Consider the following 20,871-nt stretch of genomic DNA (forward strand, 5'->3'; position numbering starts at 1 on the left):
GGGTAGCGCCTAGCCCTGGCATGGCCTTGCGGTTCGCACCATAGACAGGCGCCTGCTCATGGCAGGTTCCGCACGTCCTGCATCATCGCCGGCATCATGTTGTGGTTGAGGTGGTACATCACCCAGATCGAACCACTCAGCGTGATCAGCACCAGCACCGCGGTGAAGATCAGCGCCAGCATGTTCCAGCCGCCTTCCGACTTGGTGTTCATGTGCAGGAAGTACACCATGTGCACCACGATCTGCACGGCGGCGAAACCCAGCACCACCAGCGCGGTGGTGCTCGGCGTCTTGAAACCGCCGCTCATCACCAGCCAGAACGGAATCGCGGTAAGGATCACCGCCAGCACGAAGCCGATCATGTAACCCTTGAACGAGACGTGGGCGGCGCCCTCGTCGTGATCATGATCATGGCCGTGATCGTGGCCGCCGTGAGCGGCATGCGTATCGGCGTGCGCGCTCATGGCAGCACTCCCATCAGATAGACAAAGCTGAAGACACCGATCCACACCACGTCGAGGAAGTGCCAGAACATCGACAGGCACCACAAACGGCGCTTGTTCTCGGCGATCAAACCCTTCTTCGAGACCTGCACCATCAAGGTGATCAGCCAGATGATGCCGCAGCTGACGTGCAGGCCGTGCGTGGCCACCAGGGTGAAGAACGACGACAGGAACGCGCTGCGCTGCGGGCCATAGCCCTCGGCGATCAGGTGCGTGAACTCGTACAGCTCGATGCCGATAAAGCCCGCGCCGAGCAGGCCGGTGATGGCCAGCCAGATCAGGGTGCCGCGCTGCCGGTTGCGCTGCATTTCCAGCATGGCGAAACCGTAGGTGATCGACGACAGCAGCAGCAGCGACGTATTCAATGCCACCAGCGGCAGCTCGAACACCTCGGCGCCGGTGGGACCGCCGGCATAGCTGCGGCCCAGCACGCCGTACACGGCGAACAGGCAGGCGAAGATGAGGCAATCGCTCATCAGGTACAGCCAGAAGCCCAGCAGCGTACCGTTCTGCGGATGGTGTTCGGTCTCCAGGTGGAACTGGAGTGGCTCGCGCGCCTCGGCGCCCATGGCGATGGAGGTTGAGTTAGACATGGCTGGCCAGCTGCTCCGTACGCGCCGCTTCGACCTGGGCCACTTCCGTGGCCGGGATGTAGTAGTCGCGCTTGTAGTTGAAGGTATGACCGATTGCAGTCGCCAGCAGTGACACGAACGCCAGCACCACCAATGGCCACATCTGCCAGATCAGGGCAAAGCCCAGCACCGTGCTGATGCCGGCGAGGATGATGCCCGCGCCGGTGTTCTTCGGCATATGCACGTCGATGAACCCGGACAGCGGCCGGCGATAACCGTGCTCCTTCATCTGCCACCAGGCATCGCTGTCATGCACCACCGGAGTGAACGCGAAATTGTAGGCCGGCGGCGGCGACGACGTGGACCACTCCAGCGTGCGACCGTCCCACGGATCGCCGGTAACGTCGCGCAGCGACTCGCGGCGGCGGAAGCTCACCACGAACTGGATCAGCATCGCCGCGATACCCAGCGCGATCAGCACCGCACCGAAAGCGGCGATCTGGAACCAGATCTGCAGCGACGGATCCTCGAAGTGGCTCAGGCGACGGGTCACGCCCATAAGGCCAAGCACATACAGCGGCATGAAGGCGAAGTAGAAGCCCACCACCCACAGCCAGAACGAGCACTTGCCCCAGAACGGATCAAGCTTGAAGCCGAAAGCCTTGGGGAACCAGAAATTGATCGCGGCGAAGGCACCGAACAATACGCCGCCGATGATCACGTTATGGAAGTGCGCGATCAGGAACAGGCTGTTGTGCAGCGAGAAGTCCGCCGGCGGCACAGCCAGCAGCACACCGGTCATGCCGCCGATCACGAAGGTCACCATGAAGGCCACCGTCCACATCATGGGCAGCTCGAAAGTGATGCGGCCGCGGTACATGGTGAACAGCCAGTTGAAGATCTTCGCTCCCGTGGGGATCGAGATGATCATCGTGGTGATGCCGAAGAACGAATTGACGCTGGCGCCCGAGCCCATGGTGAAGAAGTGGTGCAGCCATACGAGATAGGCCAGCACCGTAATCACGATCGAGGCATACACCATCGAGGTATAGCCGAACAGGCGCTTGCGGGCGAAGGTCGACACCACCTCAGAGAACACGCCGAACATCGGCAGGATCAGGATGTACACCTCCGGGTGACCCCAGATCCAGATCAGGTTCACATACATCATGGCGTTGCCGCCAAGCTCGTTGGTGAACATGTGGGTGCCGATATAGCGATCCAGCGAAAGCAGCGCCAGCACCGCGGTCAGCACCGGGAACGCCGCCACGATCAGCACGTTGGTGCACAGCGCGGTCCAGGTGAACACCGGCATCTGCATCAGCTTCATGCCCGGCGCGCGCATCTTGATGATGGTCACCAATAGGTTGATGCCGGATAGCAGCGTTCCCACGCCCGCTATCTGCAACGCCCATATGTAGTAATCCACGCCCACGTCGGGACTGGCCGCGATGCCCGACAGCGGCGGATACGCCAGCCAGCCGGTGCGCGCGAACTCGCCCACGAACAGCGACATCATCACCAGCACCGCGCCGCTGGTGGTCATCCAGAAGCTGAAGTTGTTGAGGAACGGGAACGCCACGTCGCGCGCACCGATCTGCAGCGGTACCACATAGTTCATCAGACCGGTGACGATCGGCATCGCTACGAAGAAGATCATGATCACGCCATGCGCGGTGAAGATCTGGTCGTAGTGATGCGGCGGCAGATACCCCGCCGAGTCGCCAAAAGCGACGGCCTGCTGCAAGCGCATCATGATCGCATCGGCAAAGCCGCGCAGCAGCATCACCAGGCCAAGCACCATGTACATGATGCCGATCTTCTTGTGATCGATGCTGGTGAACCATTCGCGCCAGAGGTAGCCCCACAGACGGAAATAGGTGATAGCGCCAAGTACCACCACACCGCCCAGCGCCACCGCGATAAAGGTGTACAGCAGGATCGGCTCGTGGAGCGGGATCGCTTCCCAGGTCAGGCGACCGAAGATCAGTTTGGCGAGGTCGGGATGGTCAGACATCTTGGACACCTGGGTAGGCGATACAACACAAAAGACGGGTCAGGCGGCTCACGGTCAATGCTCCATGTTCGCCATGTCGTGCATGTCATGCTCGCCAGCGGCAGGCTGGGCCGCACGGGCGGCGTCCTTCATCATGGTTTCGTGCATGCACGGCGTACCGGGCTTGACGCAAAGATTGACGATGGCTTCGTAGAGGTCCGGCGCCACGCTGGAGAAACGGGTTACCGGTTCGTTCTCACTGGGTTTTTCCAGACGCATGTAGGTATCGCGATTCAGCGCACTGCCCTGCTTCGCCTTGACCACCCACTGCTCGAACTCGCTTTCGCTCACGCCGTGAAACTTGAAGTGCATGCCGGAGAAACCTGCGCCGCTGTAGTTGGCGGAGAAGCCGTCATAGACACCGGGCTTGTTGATCACCGCGTGCAGCTTGGTCTCCATGCCGGGCATGGCGTAGATCTGGCCGGCCAGCGATGGGATGAAGAACGAATTCATCACGGTCGAGGCGGTGATCTTGAACTGGATCGGGCGATCGACCGGCGCGGCAAGCTCGTTCACCGTCGCAATACCTTGCTCCGGGTAGATAAACAGCCATTTCCAGTCGAGCGCCACCACTTCGACCACCAGCGGCTTGACGTCGGCCGGCACCTCGCGGCCCTGCGACAGGCGCTCCAGCGGACGGAACGGGTCCAGCTTATGCGTACTCACCCAGGTCATCGCGCCAAGTGCAATGATGATCAGCAGCGGCGCCGACCAGATCAGCAACTCCAGCACGGTGGAGTGATCCCAGTCCGGCCGGTAGGTGGCCTTCTTGTTGGACGCGCGGTAGCGCCAGGCAAAGAACAGGGTGAGCGCAATCACCGGTACGACGATAAGCAACATCAGTACCAGGGAGGCGACGATAAGATCGCGCTGTTGCACTGCCATGTCACCGGAGGGCGACATCAAAACCGTCTGACAACCCGTCAGCAGCAGAACGGCAGGCAGCAGCAGCCCACGGAGAGCCTTGGTGAACATGGCTGAGGGAACTACCCGAAGCGTAGGGGGAACCGGAAAATTAACCCGTTTGCTGCGATGCAGGAATAGGACACTTTGTCTCATGGCAGCAAAACCCCGTCAGTGAGATGCTTAACCAGTCCAAGTCATTCTTTCGAACCGAGCCATGACGATGTCGAGCACTTTTGAGCACCACCCCGATCCGTCGGCAGGCCCCCTGGCGCAAGACACTGCGCCGCAGCACAACGGCCATTCGACGGTCGCTCCCGGCGAGATCGCCGTGGGCGTGGTCATCGGCCGCGCGTCCGAATACTTCGACTTCTTCGTATTCGGCATCGCTTCGGTGCTGGTATTTCCGTCTGTGTTCTTCCCCTTCGAGAATCGCCTTGACGGATTGTTGCTGTCCTTTGTGATTTTCGCGTTGGCGTTCGTCGCGCGTCCATTCGGCACCGCCCTGTTCATGTCGATCCAGCGCCGCTGGAGCCGCGGCACCAAGCTCACCGCGGCCCTGTTCTTGCTTGGCAGCTCCACGGTAGGCATGGCCTTCTTGCCGGGTTATGACACGATCGGCGGCCATGCTATCGCCTTGCTCGCCATCTTCCGCATCCTGCAAGGCATCGCCCTTGGCGGCTCGTGGGATGGCCTGCCCTCGCTGCTCGCGCTCAACACGCCGCCGAGCCGCCGTGGCTGGTACGCCATGCTCGGCCAGCTCGGCGCACCGATCGGCTTCATGCTCGCCAGCGCGCTGTTCCTGTTCCTGCACGCCAACCTGTCGAGCGACGACTTCCTCAGCTGGGGCTGGCGCTATCCGTTCTTCGTCGCGTTCGCCATCAACGTCGTGGCGCTGTTCGCGCGTCTGCGCCTGGTGGTGACCGAGGAATACACCAAGCTGCTGGAAGAGCGCGAACTGGAACCCATCGGCATGTTCGAGATGCTGCGCAAGCAGGATCACAACATCTTCCTCGGTGCCTTCGCGGCACTCGCCAGCTATGCGCTGTTCCACCTCGTCACCGTATTCCCGCTATCGTGGATCACCCTCGGCGCGACGCAGTCGGTCAACAATGTGTTGATCGTGCAGGTGATCGGCGCGGGCGTAGGCATCGTCGGCACCATCGCCTCCGGCTTCATCGCCGACCGCATCGGCCGCCGCACCACACTCGGCCTGCTGGCGATCCTGATCGGCATCTTCAGCTTCTTCGCCCCGTGGCTGCTCGGTGGTCAACAGGCCGCGCAGGATGCCTTCATCCTGATCGGCTTCGCCCTCCTCGGCCTCTCCTACGGCCAGGCCGCCGGCACCGTGACCTCCAACTTCCCGATCCGCTTCCGCTACGCCGGCGCCGCGCTCACTTCCGATCTCGCCTGGCTGATCGGCGCCGCATTCGCACCACTGGTAGCACTGAGTTTGTCGTCCAAATTCGGACTGGGTGCGGTAAGCCTCTACCTGCTCTCCGGCGCCATCTGCACGCTGGGTGCGTTGCGACTCAATCGAGCTCTCGAAGCCCGCGATTGATTAAAGAAAGGGCTCGGCATCGCCGGGCCCTTTGCTGTCGGCCGTACTAATGGCCATAACGCTCAACCGCGCACGTCATTTATCTCTCGCACCTGCGTCCCGACGCCGGGCCATGTCACCGCACCCGGCCGGACGCAAGCAGGATTCCCCTTCGACGTACCATTGAATGCCCGACGACGCGCGAAAGCAGCGTGAAGTGTCGTCGAGCCAATCGCGTGGCGGCCTTACGCCGATGATTTCGACATTTTGTTCACGTCAGTCCGCTGCAAGGACAACAGCAGCAACACCACTGCCAGCACCAGATAGGCCCCGGCGAATTGCCACACCAGGCTGCGCTCACCGGTATCCAGCAACCACGGCAGATACACACCGCCCGCCGGCTCCACGGAGTGGATCAGGCCGAACAGGCTGAGCGCGCCACCCAGCAAGAGAATCAACGCGCCACGCGCGGCCTTGCCGTCGATCAGCGCCACCACAAAGCTGGCCCAGATCATCGAAGTGATGATGAAGCCATTGCCCAACACGGTGATCACGGCCAGTTCGGAAATGCCGTGCGCGCGATCATTGAACAGCGCGCCAAAATGCTCAGGCGACACATAGGTGGGATCGCTCAGCTTGATCGTCACCATGCGCGCGATGGCCGGAAAGAAACTGAATACCACCGCCGCCGCATAACGCATCGGCGTCGCCTCGAAGGCCTGCACGGTGATGCCGATCGCCACGAAGACCAGGATCGGCGCCAGCACCGACAGCGGCACCAGCTCCACCAGGTTGGACAGATAACCGAACACACCGCCCAGGCCGATCACCACACCAGTCAGCAAGGTGTAGCCGCTGCGCGCGCCCATCGCCTTGTACGAAGGCTGCCCGATATACGGCGTGGTCTGCGCCACGCCGCCACAGAAACCCGCCACCAGTGTGGCCAGCGCCTCCACCAGAAGAATGTCGCGGGTCGAGTAGTCATCGCCCGCGGCGCGTGCACTCTCGGTGACGTTGATACCGCCCACCACCATCAGCAGTCCAAACGGAAGGATCAGCGGCAGGTAAGGCACGGTATACGCGATGCCCTGCATCCACTGCAGCGTCGGCAGCGGCAGCGCGAAACGCCATTGCCAGGCCGCCGGTGCGTGATAACCCGTGCCCAGCCAACCCAGCGGCCCGAGCACGTAATACAGCAAGGCACCGATCACGAACGCCACCAGCACCCCCGGCAAACCGAACGGCAGGCGTCCGCGCGCCACCAGCGCATACAACACCACACCCAACCCCGCGAAGCCCACCACCGGCACCTTGAGGATCTCCACCAGCGGCAGAAAACCCATCAACACCAGCGCGATGCCGGCGATCGAACCAAGCAGCCCCGCACGCGGCACATGCCGCTGCACCGCCGCGCCGAAGAACGACAGCACGAACTTCAGCACGCCCATCACCACCAGCGAGGCCATACCCAACTGCCACGTCGCCACCGCCGCCGCGTGCTCATCCATGCCGCTCTGCTTGAAATGCAGAAACGCCGGACCGAGCACCAGCAGCGCCATGCCGATACTGGTGGGCGCATCCAGCCCCAGCGGCATCGCAGTGACATCCTCGCGCCCACTCTGCCGCGCCAGCTTCCGCGCCATCGCGGTGTAAGCCAGGTTGCCCAGCAATACACCCAGCGCGGTGCCGGGGAACATATGCAGAAACACGATATCGGCAGGGAACCCGAAGATGCCGATCAGCGCCGTGGCCAGAAACGCCATGATGGACAGGTTGTCCACCACCAGCCCGAGGAAGCCATTGAGGTCGCCGGGCGTCAGCCAGCGGCGTGAAGGAATGTTGTTCAAAGGAGATTCTCTGTAGGAGGCCGAGAGATGGTGGCTACATTCGTCATTCCGGCGCAGGCCGGACGAGCGCATAGTGCGAAGAACGCCCGAAGGGCGGCCCCGCAGGGGTGAGCGAAGCGAATCATCCAGTGGTGAAGCGCAGAGTCAGCGCGATCGCCTTTACCAGCTCTTTCTCTACTGGATTCCGGCCTGCGCCGGAATGACGAGCTGGGTGCGGGACGGCCGGCGTACACGCCCGTCAGAACGACACATCCGCTGGCTGCGTCACCCGCAGCACCGACTGGTCGCCTGTGCGCTGTTTCCATGCCGCGCGGATCGCCTCCACCTTGGCGCGATTCTCCGACGTGTCCGGGTAATCGATCACCAACTGTTTCGAACGCAACCGTTCGGGCGAGGACTGTTGCTTGCCCTGCCACTGTCCATACACGTCGATCACACTGAGGCCGTCCGGAAAGCGCGACGTCACCTCCTGATCGAGAAACGCTCGCCATGCCTGCTCGCTCACACCGCTCTCCGGCTTGTCGACCAGGCCCAGGCCGAAATACAGCCGCGTCTCCACCCAACCCTGCGTCGCCGCCGGGTGCGCCGCGTCGCCTTGCAACGTTGCGCTCGTCGGGGCAGAGGGTTGCATGACGCAGCCAGCCATCAATCCAAGAACCAGCATCCCCGACAGCACACGTTGAAATAGCATCGATATTCCTTGCTTGATATTTGGACGTCCAGACGGATAGACCGTCAGACGCGCAAGAGTATTGACATGAAGCTTCCGCAATGCAACAAATGCCCGACCGGATACTTTGCGACATACACTGTATGCCCGCCCACATCCGCCCGCTCCTATCCACATTGACGCCCCTTCATCGTGAACACGCCGCTCCACAAGCCATACACCTCCCTGCATGCCATGTGCATGCGGCGATGTTGTTGCCGCTGAGCCGCCGCACGATGCGCTGATTCCAGCGCCTTCCCCCTGCCACTTGCCGACCCGCGCCCATGCGCGGCGCGATCTGTCGCTCCACAAGGAAAACGCATGCCCGCACGTCTCAGGAAGCATCGCCGCGCCCGCCTGCCGGTCGCGCTCGTCATCGCCGCGGTCGCCGTCGCACCGGTGCAGGCTCAACAAGCCACCGAAAGCACGCAGGCGCACACGCTGGACCAGGTGGTAGTGACTGGCGTGCGCGCCAGCACCCGCACCGCGCTCGAATCACCGGTGCCGGTGGATGTGCTGAGCCAAGATGACTTGCGCGCCGCCGGCGCGGTGAACGGCGAGCTCGGCCAGGCCCTGGCCAACCTGCTGCCTTCGTTCAACTTCCCGCGCCAGTCCAACTCTGGCGGTTCGGATCACGTGCGTGCGGCGCAGTTGCGTGGGCTGTCGCCCGATCAGGTGCTGGTGCTGGTCAACGGCAAGCGCTTCCACACCTCGGCCCTGGTCAATACCGACACCAAGATCGGGCGCGGCACCACACCGGTGGATTTCAACGCAATCCCGATCAGCGCAATCAAGCGCGTGGAAGTGCTGCGCGATGGCGCGGGCGCGCAATACGGCTCGGACGCCATCGCCGGGGTGGTCAACATCATTCTCGACGACGCGCCGGAAGGCGGCGAAGTGGTGGCCTCCTACGGCGCCAACCACACGCATTTCCGTCCGACCGACCGCACCATCACCGATGGCAACAGCAGCTACACCGCCGCCAAGTTCGGCGCTCGGCTCGCCAGCACCGGCTTCTTCCGCGCCGGCATCGAAGCTGCTCATCACGACGCCACCAACCGCGCGGGCAACGACACCGTACCCGACTGGCTGGCCGATCCCACGCCCGCCAACCTCGCCCTGCGCGGCCAACGCAACTACGCCGCGGGCGACCCCAAGTCCGAGAACTACAGCGGCTGGCTCAACAGCGAACTGCCGCTGAGCGACAACACCCGGCTCTACTGGTTTGGTACCTATACCCAGCGCCACACCATCGGCGACAACTATTTCCGCTACCCCGACAGCAGCGCGAACGTGCCGTCGATCTATACCGACGGCTATCGCCCGGAATCCATCGGCCACAACCGCGACGTGCAGACCGCTGCCGGCGTGCGCAGCAAGCTGGCGGACTGGAATGTGGACGGCAGCCTGAACTGGGGCAGCAATGCCTTCGACTACGACCTGCGCCATTCGCTCAACGCCTCGCTGGGTCCCGACAGCCCCACCGCCTTCCATATCGGCAGCTACCGTTTCAATCAGGGCAGCGCCAATCTGGATAGCAACCGCGAGTTCGCCGTCGGCAGCCGCTACCTCACCCTGGCGCTGGGCGCCGAGTATCGCCACGAACAATTCCGCACCCTGCCCGGCGATCCGGCTTCCTACGCCGCCGGCCCCTATACCGACGCGCCCGTCGGCGCGCAGGCCGGCGGCGGCTTGCAACCGCAGGACGCCGCGCGACTGTCGCGCAATGTCGGCGCCGCCTACGCCGAAGTCTCCAGCGACATCACCGATCACTTCTTCGCCGACGCCGCCGCACGCTACGAGCACTACAACGACTTCGGCGGCAACTGGAGCGGCAAGCTCAGCGCACGCTGGGAATTCACCCCCGGCTTCGCCCTGCGCGGCGCCGCCTCCAACAACTTCCGCGCGCCCTCGCTGAGCCAGATCGGTTTCGAATCCACTACCAGCGGTTACGGCGCCGACGGCAAACTGGTCACTGGCCGCATCCTCTCGGTGAACAACCCCATCGCGCGCGGACTTGGCGCGCAACCGCTGAAGCCGGAGAAGTCGCGCAACTTCAGCCTGGGCCTGACCGGACAGATCGGGCAGCACTTCGACTTCAGCCTCGACGCCTACCAGATCAGCATCGACAACCGCGTCACCCTGTCCGAGACCATCGACAGCGCGGGACTGGAGGACTACATCCTCCAGCACTTCGGCGTCCCCGGCGTTCAAAGCGTGGCGTTCTTCACCAACGCCGTAGACACCCGCACGCGCGGCGCCGAACTGGTCGGCAACTACCGCACACCCTGGGCCGGCGGCAACCTGCTGCTCACTCTCGCCTACAGCCGCAACCACACCGATATCCGCAGCGTCCGCGCCACACCACCTGAACTCGCCGCCACCGGCGCCGGCAACGTGCTGTTCGGCGACGAAGAGCGCAACACCCTCACCGACGCCGCCCCGCGCCAGCGCGGCTCCTTCACCGCCAGCTGGAACAACAGCCGCTGGTCCCTGCTCGGCCGCGTCACCCGGCAAGGCTCCACCGTGCGCGTCTTCGACTTCGGCGGCGGCTTCGAACCCCGCCAGGTCTACGCCGCGCGCTGGCAACTCGACGCCGAAGCCGAACTGCACCTCACCTCCCGATTCAGCGTGGCACTCGGCGGCTACAACCTCACCAACCAATACCCCACCCGCTCCAACAGCGACATCAACTACGCCGGCAACTTCCCCTACGACGTCATTTCACCCATCGGAGTGAACGGCGCGTACTGGTACGGCCGCGCACGCTACACCTTCTGACCGTCAAATTTTTCGCGCCGATAACACCAACACGTCAACAAAAAATCCCGCACACCATCACCAACACCACACAAAAAAATCACGCCAACATCCCCCACAAAAAAATTTGGACGTCCACGACAACCGATCATCAAACACATCAAAGTATTGACATCAACGTCGTGCGATGCCACAAATGCAACAACTCGCGCGCGCCACGCGCACGGGCCCACTGCCAGCTTCACCCGTAACACCCATCGCCGCATGCCAAAAGCATGCGGCGATGTTCGTTATGGCGGTGCGTTATTTGCTTATGCGCAAGCACACGCTGCGCGAATTCGAGCGCGCACAGCAACACACAAAGTAGCAACGCTCTACCAAGCACCCACCCCTCACCCCAACCCTCTCCCCGGAGGGGAGAGGGAGCTGCTCTTTCTTTTTCTTTGAAAGGCGATGCGTCAGCGAGCCCGTAACGGGCCCCCTGTGGAGCGGTGAGGGTTGGACGAAAAGGCCCGCAGGGGAACCGGCATGGATGCCGGTTCCTTTTCGACAGGACAGGGATGTCCTGTCGAAAAGCCCGGCCAACCCTCACGGACCCGTAGGCGAAGCCGGAGGGCGCGCAAGAGGGGTGCCTTTTCTTTTGGTTACTTTTCTTTGGGCAAGCAGAGAAAAGTAACTCGACTCGCGGCAGCGAGACGAAACCCCGCCGCAGGCGACCCGGTCGCGACAACGCGAACATCGAGGCGACAACGCCACTGGATCCCTGCCTACGCAGGGATGACGAAGTAGGAAGGCGAGTGAATAGCAGGCACTCCACCACTCGCCCACAACACCAATGTCCGCCACAATCCCACCCCATGCGCGCCCACCTCCCACCCCAGTGACCACCACCCTGGCCCTCCCCCTCGAGATCCCCATCGAACCGGGCCTGATGGTCATCCACGGCAACCGCCTGGAAGACCTGCGCGACCTGCTCACCGCCTGGCTCGCACGCGCACCACTGCGCCCGCTCGAAGACGAACTGATGCTGGTGCAAAGCAACGGCATCGCGCAGTGGCTGAAGCTCGCCCTGGCGCGACCGGCGGACCAGGGCGGCCTGGGCATCAGCGCAGCTGTGCAGGTGCAATTGCCGGGACGTTTTCTGTGGGAGGCCTATCGCGCCGTGCTCGGGCGCGATGCCGTACCGCCGACCTCACCGTTCGACAAATCGCGTCTCACCTGGCGCCTGCTGCGTCTGATCCCGCAACACCTGGACGACGCGGATTTCCGTCCACTGCGTGACTTCCTCGGCGGCGATCCGGACTGGCGCAAGCGCTACCAGCTGGCAGCGCGCATCGCCGATCTGTTCGATCAGTACCAGGTGTATCGCGCGCATTGGCTGGCGGATTGGGAGCACGGCCGCGACGTGCTGGCCGACGACTGGCGCGATCGCGTTACCCCGCTTTCTTCCGAGCAGCGCTGGCAGGCGCGGCTATGGCGCTTGCTGTTGCAGGATGTCGGCGCAGCGGAACGCCACAGCCATCGCGCCGCCGTGCATCAGGCCTTTGTCGAACGCGCGCAGGCGCTGTCGACGCGGCCGGAGGCCTTGCCGCGCCGCATCGTGGTGTTCGGCATTTCCTCACTGCCGCAACAGACCCTGGAAGCGCTGACCGCACTGGCGCGGCATTGCCAGATCCTGCTGGTGGTGGCCAATCCCTGCCGCCACTACTGGGCCGACATCATCGAAGACCGCGAACTGCTCAAGGCCAGCCAGCGACGCCAGTCCGGCAAGCCGGGCCTGCCGGACGAACCTCGCTTTGAAGATCTGCACCTGCACGCCAATCCCTTGCTGGCGGCCTGGGGCAAGCAAGGTCGCGATTACATCCGCCTGCTCGACAGCTTCGATCGCCCCGACGACTACCGCCGCCGCTTCGCCGCCTGGAGCCGTGGCATCGATCTGTTCTCCGACGTGGGCAAGAACACCCTGCTGCATCAGGTGCAGCAGGCCATCCTCGATCTGGAACCGTTGCCGGCCGATTCCGCGCAGAAGCAGATCTGGCGTGAAGGCGATGACTCCATGCGCTTCCACATCGCCCACAATCCGCAGCGCGAAGTGGAGATCCTGCACGACCAGCTGCTCGCATTGTTCGAGCAGGCCGCCAGCGAAGGCCGCCCGCTGGCGCCGCGCGATGTGATCGTGATGGTGCCGGATATCCAGACCTATGCGCCGCATGTGCAGGCCGTGTTCGGCCGCATCGCCGCGGACGACCCGCGCTATCTGCCCTACTCCGTGGCCGACCAGCCCGATCGCAGCACCGCACCGCTGCTGGTGGCGCTGGAGCATCTACTGTCATTGCCGGAGTCGCGCTTCACCGTCAGCAACATCCTCGATCTGCTCGACGTGCCCGCGCTGCGCAAGCGTTTCGGTTTCGACGAGGCCGGCCTGCCGACCTTGCGCCGCTGGATCGAAGGCGCCGGCATCCGCTGGGGTCTCGACGGCGCACAGAAACAAAGTCTCGGCCTGCCGGCGCAGGCACAGAACAGCTGGCAGTTCGGTCTGCGCCGGCTGCTGCTCGGCTATGCCGTAGGCCATGGCGAAACCTGGCAGGCGATGGCGCCTTACGGCGAAGTAGGCGGTCTTGATGCGGCCCTGCTTGGCCCATTGACCGAACTGTTGGAACAGCTCGAGCAGACCTGGCAACAGCTGCGCGGTGCAGCCACACCCATGGAATGGGTGACCCGCCTGCGCGCCCTGCTGCTGGCCTTCTTCGCTACCGATGACAGTGATGATGGCGACCGCCTCGGCCGCCTGGACGACGCACTCGATGAATGGCTGCAAGCCTGCGACGAAGCCGCCCTGGCCGAACCGCTGCCGTTGAACATCGTGCGCGAACACTGGCTGGAAGCCATCGACGCCACGCGCCTGTCGCAGCGTTTCATGGGCGGCGCAGTGAGCTTCGGCACCTTGATGCCGATGCGCGCGATTCCGTTCCGCGTGGTGTGCCTGCTTGGCATGAACGATGGCGACTACCCGCGCCGCCAGGCACCAGCCGATTTCGACCTGATGGCACTGCCCGGCCATGCCTGCCCCGGCGACCGCTCGCGCCGCGAGGACGACCGCTACCTGTTCCTCGAAGCCCTGCTCTCCGCGCGCGACGCGCTGTACGTGAGCTGGGTGGGACGCAGCGCTCGCGACAACACCGCGCTGCCACCGTCCGTGCTGGTCGGTCAGCTGCGCGACTATCTGGCCGCCGGCTGGAAGCGCCCGACGGAAGCCGCGAACCTGCTCGATGCCCTGACCACCGAATACCCGCTGCAACCTTTCAGCAAGCGCTATTTCGGCGCAGGCGACGACCCGCGCGTCTTTACCTATGCGCACGAATGGCAGCAGGCACATCGCATCGCTAGTCAGGGGGAAGCCGATGACGCGCTTGCACCCTGGCAACCCGATGCCGCGCTAAGCCTCGGCCAGTTGCAGAGTTTCCTGACACGTCCCGTCCGCTATTTCTTCAACCAGCGCCTGAAGGTGCACTTCACCGCCGAGGATGCGGAAACCGCCGACGAAGAACCCTTCGCGCTCGACGGCTTGGAACGCTACGGCGCGATCCAGTCGGTGCTGCGCGCCGCACTCGCCGATCCCGCGCAGACCGGCATGCATGACGCCGTGCTGGAAGCGGTGCAGCATCTGCGCGAGCAAGGCCGCCTGCCGCCCGGTGGCTTCGGCGAACTGTGGCAGGACAACATCGCCACCGAAGCCCGCGCACTCGCGACCTTGTGGCGAGTGGCGGAGCAGCGCTGGCCACGCCTGGAAGACAAATACGAACTTCGCTATGCCGCGCATGGCGTGATGGTCGAGGACTGGCTGGCCGACCTGCATCGCGGCGATGGAGGAAGCTATCTGCGGCTTGAGCTGATCCAGGGCCCGTTGCTGCGCCAACGTGTATTGCGTTTGGACAAACTCATTCCGGCTTGGGTATCGCACCTGTTCGCCAACGCTAATGGCCTGGCCTTGCAGACACGCATCGTGGGTATCGACGCCCAGCCCTGGCTACCGGCGATGGAACAAGCCCTAGCCGCGTCACTGCTCGACGCGTTACTGCACGCCGTCGTGAACGGCATGTGCGCACCGCTACCCATCGCGCGCAAGACCGCCTTCGCGTGGCTGCAGGCCGAGAACGAAGGTAAGGACACCTTCGCCGCGGCCCGCCTTTCGTATGACCGCGACGATGCGGCTCAGCGCGCGGGCGAGGTCGATGAAGATCCGTATCTGCAACGCGCATGGCCTTCCTTCCAGGCCATGCACGAAGCCGGCTTTGAAAACTGGTTGCCGCTGTACCGGCCACTCGCCGCCCATGTGCAACAGCCAGGGGAGGACGCATGAGCGCCAGCGCGCCGCTCCAACCCCTGCGCCTGCCACTGCGCGGTGTGCAACTGATCGAAGCCAGCGCCGGCACCGGCAAGACCTGGACCATCGCCGCGCTGTATCTGCGCCTGGTGCTCGGCCATGGCACCGGTGCGCCCCTGCTGCCGGCGCAGATCCTCGTGCTAACGTTCACCAAGGCCGCCACGGCGGAATTGCGCGACCGCATCCGCGCACGCCTGGCGGAAGCCGCCGGCCTGTTCCGCGGCAACGGTGTGCCCGATGAATTTCTCGCTGCGCTGATCGCCGAATACCCGGACGAGCACAGCCGCGCGCTCGCTGCGCGCCAATTGGAACTGGCCGCGCAGTGGATGGACGAAGCCGCGGTGCACACCATCCACGGCTGGTCGCAGCGCATGCTGGGCCAGCACGCCTTCGACAGCGGCCATCCCTTCGTACAGGACACCGACACCGACGAAAGCGAACTGCTGGCCGAGGCAGTGCGCGACTACTGGCGCCTGCAATGCCTCACCCTCGACCGCGATGGCGCCGCCCTGCTCGCGCGCTGGTGGCAGACCCCGCAGGATCTGCAGCGCACGCTGAAACCGCTGCTGCGCCAGCCGGCCGATCAACTGCGGCTGCATGGCCAACCGCTGCCGCGCGTCGATGACGTGCGCACCGCCCTGCAGGCGCCGCTGGCGCATTCGCAACAGACGCAATCGCATGCGCGTGCGCTGTGGCTGCACGATATCGCCGCCATTGAAGAAGCGTTGACCAAAGCCATGGGCCAGGGCGTGCTCAACGGACGCAGCTATCCCGCCAAGCGCATGCCGGACGATCTGGCCGCGATGCGCGCCTGGGCGCAGGGCGAAGCCATCGATGAAGCCGTGTTGCGCCGTTTCACCCAGGCCAAGCTCAGCACCTCCGCCAACAAGAACAAGACCGCGCCGGTGCATGCCGCTTTCGCCGCCATCGGCGAGGCGGTGGAAAGCCTGGGCGCACTCGATCAGATCAGGCCGCTGGTGCTTGCCCACGCCGCGCCCTGGATCGCCGCCCGAAAAGACCAGACCAAGCGGCAGCGTGCACAGCTCGGTTTCGACGACATGCTCACGCGCCTCGACGACGCCTTGCGCGGCCCCAGCGGGGAGCGGCTGGCCAACACCATCGCCGCGCAGTATCCGGTCGCGCTGATCGACGAATTCCAGGATACCGACCCGCTGCAGTGGCAGATCTTCCGGCGCATCTATGCGCAGCGCGCCGACACCGGCCTTCTGTTGATCGGCGATCCGAAACAGGCCATCTATGGTTTTCGCGGCGCCGATATCCATACCTACCTGCAGGCACGCAACGCCGCCAGCCGGCCGACCTGGACGCTGACCACCAATTACCGCTCCACCACCGCCCTGGTCGATGCAGTCAATCGCGTCTATGCCTACGCCGACGATCACCCGCAAGGCGCCTTCGGCTTCGGTCACGGCGATCGCGGCCTGCCATTCCAGCCGGTGCTGGCCCGCGGGCGCGACGATCAACTGCTGTTTGATGGCGCGCCGCTGCCCGCGCTGCAGCTCGCCGTGCTGGATCCGGGCCAAACTGTTGGCAGCACCGCCTATCGCCAGCGCATGTCCACCCAGGCGGCGGCCTGGCTGGTGCAACTGCTCGACGCCGCGCAACACGGGCGCTGCGGCTTCCAGGCAAAGGACCAGCCGCTGATGCCATTGAAGCCAGGCGATATCGCCGTGCTGGTGCGCAACGGCAAGGAAGCGATCGCGATCCGTTCGGCGCTTCGCGAGCATGGTCTGAAGAGCGTATATCTGTCCGACCGCGATTCCGTCTACGCCTCATCCGAAGCGGCGGATTTGCTGCTATGGCTGAAGGCCTGCGCCGAGCCCGGCTCCGATCGCGCCATGCGCGCGGCGCTCGCCACGCCCAGCCTCGACCAGAGCTACGCCGAACTCGACCGCCTCAACAGCGACGAGCGCTATTGGGAACAATGCGGCGAACGCTTCCGCCGCTTCCACGAGACCTGGCTGCGTCACGGCGTGCTGGCGATGCTCCACGACATGCTGCATCGCTTCGACCTGCCCTCGCGCTGGCTCGCGCGCGACGACGGCGAGCGCGCGCTGACCAACCTGCTGCACCTGGCCGAACTGTTGCAGCAGGCCGCCGCCATGCTCGACGGCGAACACGCGTTGATCCGCCATCTCGGCGAACAGATCGCCGCGGCCCACGACGGCGAGGCCGACACCGCCGAGGAACAGATCGTGCGCCTGGAAAGCGAGGCGGAACTGATCAAAGTGGTGACCATCCACAAATCCAAGGGTCTGGAATATCCGCTGGTGCTGCTGCCGTTCGCTTGCAGCCTGCGCGAACTGAAGCGCAGCGACAGCTTTGTGTGGCACGACGACGACGGCCAGCCGCACACGGACCTGCAACCCGACGAACATGCCTGGAGCCGCGCCGAACGCGAACGCCTGCAGGAAGATCTGCGGCTCCTTTACGTGGCCCTGACGCGCGCGCGCCACGCCTGCTGGCTCGGTGTGGCCTGCCTGCGTGTGGGTAATGAAAAAGCCCCATCGCTGCACAAGTCCGCCTTTGGTTACCTGCTCTCCGGCGGCGAGATGATCGAACCCGCCGACCTGATGCCCGTGCTGCGGGCAGTCGCCGACGATCAGGCAACGATCCGGATCGAATCGTTGCCTGATGTGCCACAGACCTCGGCCTACCGTCCCGCCATCAGCGAGACCACCGAACTCCAGCCGGCGCGGAACTATCCTGGCCAACCCGGCGAGCGCTGGTGGATCGCCAGTTACAGTGCGCTGCGCTACGGCGAAGACGACAGCAGCAACGCACCCGCCGCGCCGGAAACCGCCACGCAGGACCGGCTCGCCGAAGCCAGCATCGAGCAGGCAGAGCCCATCGTGGCTCTCGTGAGCAGCGCGGGCAGCGGCATTCACGCGTTCCCTCGCGGCGCGATGGCCGGCACCTTCCTGCACGACCTGCTGGAATGGGCTGCGGAAGAAGGCTTCGCGCAGGTAGCGGACGATCCCTCGCTGGCCACGGAGCAGATCATGCGCCGCTGCCAACGCCACGCCTGGCAGGATCAGGTGGAAACCCTGTCGCGCTGGTTGCCGTCGCTGCTGCGCATGCCCTTACCGCTGGCCGATGACCGCATGCTCGCCCTCGGCGACTTGCGCCGTACCACCAGCTACCGCGCCGAACTGGAATTCTGGTTCGCCGCGCATCGCGTGGACACCACCGTGCTGGATCGCCTGGTCACCGCACACACGCTGGAGGCACGCCCGCGCCTGCCGCTGCTGCGGGACCAGCTCAACGGCATGCTCAAGGGCTTTATCGACTTGCTGTTCGAACACGACGGCCGCTACTACGTGGTCGACTACAAATCGAACTGGCTCGGCCCGGACGCCAGCGCCTACACGGCCGAGGCCATGCGCGACTCCGTACTGCGCGAGCGCTACGACCTGCAGTACGCCATCTACACCCTGGCCCTGCATCGCCAGTTGCGCGTGCGCCTGCCCGACTACGACTACGACCGCCATATCGGCGGCGTGCTGTACCTGTATCTGCGTGGCGTCGACGCGCAAGGTCATGGTGTGCACCGCGAACGCCTGCCGCGCCAGTTGATCGAAGCGATGGACGTGCTGTTCGCACAGGGAGAGCAAGCGCATGCAGCCTGATTCCCGGCTCGCCCTGCTCGCCCATGCCATCGAGCAGAAGCGCCTGCGCGCGCTCGACACCGCGTTCGCGCGCTTCCTCGCCGAGCAGGACACGCAAGCCGATCCTGCGTGGCTGTTGCTCGCTGCCTTGCTCAGCCGACAGCTCGCCGATGGTCATCTCTGCCTCGACCTTTCCATGTGGCAGATGCTCGCCGACGAACAATCCTGGCCCTCGCACTGGCGCGACGCGATCGAGCGAGCGCTGCAGGCACACTCACTGCCCACATGGATCGGCAGCGGCGAAGGCGCCACGCCGCTAGTGCTGGACGGCACGCGCCTGTACCTGAGGCGTTACTGGAACCACGAACGCCAGGTGGCGCAGGCGATCAGCGAACGCTGGTCGGTCGCGCAGCCTGTGCCAGGACATCTGAGCGAAGAACTTGCCCGCCTGTTTCCCGCCTCCGCCGCGCAGCCGGACTGGCCGCGCGTCGCCTGTGCGCTGGCGGCGCACGGCGCCTTCACCGTGATCACCGGCGGCCCCGGCACCGGCAAGACCACGACGGTGGTACGCCTGCTCGGCCTGTTGCAGACCCTGCATCTGCGCGAACAGCCGCGACCACTGCGCATCCGTCTCGCCGCGCCTACCGGCAAGGCCGCCGCGCGGCTCAACGCTTCTATCCACGGCCAGCTCGCGCGCCTCGACGTCGACGATGCCGTGCGCATGGCGATTCCGGCCACCGTCGACACATTGCATCGCCTGCTCGGCGCACGGCCCGACACCCGCCGTTTCCGCCACGATGCCGCGCATCCGCTGGCGCTGGATGTACTGGTGATCGACGAAGCGTCGATGGTCGACCTGGAGATGATGTCCGCCGTGCTCGCCGCGCTGCCCTCGTCGGCACGCCTGATCCTGCTCGGCGACAAGGATCAGCTTTCCTCGGTGGAAGCCGGTGCCGTGCTTGGCGATCTGTGCCGCCGTGCCGAAGGCGGCCACTACGAGCAAGCCACTGCCGACTGGCTGCGCACGACTACCGGTAACGACGTGCAGCCGTGGGTGCGCAGCGACGCTCACGCGCTGGATCAGCACGTGGTGATGCTGCGACACAGCCATCGCTTCGACGCCACCAGCGGCATCGGCCGCCTGGCGCTGGCTGTGAACGCCGGCGATCTTGGCGGCGTACGTAACCTGTTCCAATCGCCGCAGCCGGATATCGCCTGGATCGACGGCGTCGCGGATGCGAGCGAACTCGCCACCCTCGTGCTGCACGGCGGGCGCGAACATTTTGCTGCTCACGGGGGCGATGCTCCGCTGGGTTATCGCTACTATCTTGAAGTGCTGCGCCAGGAACGACCGGCCATCGATGCTGGCGATGAAGCGCATGCGCAATGGGCTCGCCACGTACTCGATGCCTTCCACCGCTTTCAGCTGCTATGCGCCTTGCGCAATGGCCCTTACGGTACGGAAGGCCTCAATCAGCAGATCGCCAGCATTCTGCAACGCGCCCAGCTGATCGATGCCGGCCACGACTGGTACGAAGGCCGGCCGGTATTGGTGACACGCAACGACTACAACCTTGGGTTGATGAACGGCGACGTTGGCATTGCCTTGCGCGTGCCTTCGGCTGATGGCGAACCTCGCCTGCGCGTGGCCTTCCTCGTCGCCGACAGTTCGGGTGAGGCGCAGACGGAACGTATCCGCTTCATCCTTCCTTCGCGCCTCGGTGAATTGGAAACGGTGTTTGCGATGACGGTGCATAAGTCGCAGGGCTCGGAATTCGAGCACACGGCGCTCGTGCTGCCGGAGCGGGCCAGTGGCGTGCTGACGCGGGAGCTTTTGTATACGGGGGTTACGCGGGCGCGGCGGTGGTTTACGTTGGTGGGTGGGGGGGATGTGGTGGCTGAGGCGGTAGGGAGGGTGACGGTTCGGCATTCGGGGTTGAGGGATCGGTTGCGCTGACGCGTTGCGCT

11 protein-coding genes are annotated in these 20,871 nt (G+C 64.6%); 5 read left to right on the forward strand and 6 right to left on the reverse strand.

Annotation, left to right across the window (positions count from 1 at the left end; all coding sequences use genetic code 11):
- Positions 1–56 precede the first annotated feature (56 nt).
- Genes cyoD through cyoA form a run of 4 tightly spaced genes read right to left on the reverse strand, consistent with a single transcriptional unit; the run spans position 57 to position 4,106 of the window.
- Positions 57–464, reverse strand: coding sequence for a cytochrome o ubiquinol oxidase subunit IV (cyoD, locus tag ISS97_RS10335; RefSeq protein WP_379986775.1), 408 nt, complete (start codon positions 462–464; stop codon positions 57–59).
- Positions 461–1,096 (reverse strand): cytochrome o ubiquinol oxidase subunit III, encoded by a 636-nt coding sequence (cyoC, locus tag ISS97_RS10340; protein WP_379986774.1) that lies wholly within the window; start codon positions 1,094–1,096, stop codon positions 461–463. The genes cyoD and cyoC overlap by 4 nt, the downstream gene beginning before the upstream one ends.
- Positions 1,089–3,092, reverse strand: a complete 2,004-nt coding sequence (gene cyoB / locus ISS97_RS10345) for a cytochrome o ubiquinol oxidase subunit I (protein WP_379986773.1) — start codon at positions 3,090–3,092, stop codon at positions 1,089–1,091. Before cyoB ends, cyoC begins: the two co-directional genes overlap by 8 nt.
- Before the next feature lie 54 nt (positions 3,093–3,146).
- The gene (gene cyoA, locus ISS97_RS10350; protein ID WP_379986772.1) at positions 3,147–4,106 is read right to left on the reverse strand and encodes a ubiquinol oxidase subunit II; all 960 of its coding nucleotides are present in this window, start codon (positions 4,104–4,106) and stop codon (positions 3,147–3,149) included.
- A 151-nt stretch (positions 4,107–4,257) separates the two neighbouring features.
- On the opposite strand from cyoA, the gene ISS97_RS10355 reads away from it, so the two are divergent.
- Positions 4,258–5,595, forward strand: coding sequence for an MFS transporter (locus tag ISS97_RS10355; RefSeq protein WP_379986771.1), 1,338 nt, complete (start codon positions 4,258–4,260; stop codon positions 5,593–5,595).
- Between the two features lie 224 nt (positions 5,596–5,819).
- Here the strand turns inward: ISS97_RS10355 and ISS97_RS10360 are convergent, their stop codons facing one another.
- The gene (locus ISS97_RS10360; RefSeq protein ID WP_379986770.1) at positions 5,820–7,493 is read right to left on the reverse strand and encodes a SulP family inorganic anion transporter; all 1,674 of its coding nucleotides are present in this window, start codon (positions 7,491–7,493) and stop codon (positions 5,820–5,822) included.
- Between the two features lie 166 nt (positions 7,494–7,659).
- Complete coding sequence (locus ISS97_RS10365; RefSeq protein ID WP_379986769.1) at positions 7,660–8,112, reverse strand: DUF3574 domain-containing protein; 453 nt, start codon at positions 8,110–8,112, stop codon at positions 7,660–7,662.
- Between the two features lie 339 nt (positions 8,113–8,451).
- Here ISS97_RS10365 and ISS97_RS10370 point away from each other — a divergent pair, with 339 nt between their 5' ends.
- The 4 genes from ISS97_RS10370 to recD all read left to right on the forward strand — a co-directional run bounded on the left by ISS97_RS10370 (position 8,452) and on the right by recD (position 20,860).
- Positions 8,452–10,911, forward strand: coding sequence for a TonB-dependent receptor plug domain-containing protein (locus ISS97_RS10370; RefSeq protein ID WP_379986768.1), 2,460 nt, complete (start codon positions 8,452–8,454; stop codon positions 10,909–10,911).
- Between the two features lie 814 nt (positions 10,912–11,725).
- Positions 11,726–15,250 (forward strand): exodeoxyribonuclease V subunit gamma, encoded by a 3,525-nt coding sequence (gene recC, locus ISS97_RS10375; RefSeq protein WP_379986767.1) that lies wholly within the window; start codon positions 11,726–11,728, stop codon positions 15,248–15,250.
- The gene (recB, locus tag ISS97_RS10380) at positions 15,247–18,924 is read left to right on the forward strand and encodes an exodeoxyribonuclease V subunit beta (RefSeq protein ID WP_379986766.1); all 3,678 of its coding nucleotides are present in this window, start codon (positions 15,247–15,249) and stop codon (positions 18,922–18,924) included. The genes recC and recB overlap by 4 nt, the downstream gene beginning before the upstream one ends.
- Positions 18,914–20,860 carry an exodeoxyribonuclease V subunit alpha gene (recD, locus tag ISS97_RS10385; RefSeq protein WP_379986765.1) on the forward strand — a complete coding sequence of 649 codons (1,947 nt, stop codon included), beginning with the start codon at positions 18,914–18,916 and terminating at the stop codon, positions 20,858–20,860. The genes recB and recD overlap by 11 nt, the downstream gene beginning before the upstream one ends.
- The last annotated feature ends 11 nt before the right edge of the window (positions 20,861–20,871 follow it).

The sequence above is a fragment of the Dyella koreensis genome (assembly GCF_044904565.1).
GTDB lineage: Bacteria > Pseudomonadota > Gammaproteobacteria > Xanthomonadales > Rhodanobacteraceae > Dyella_D > Dyella_D koreensis.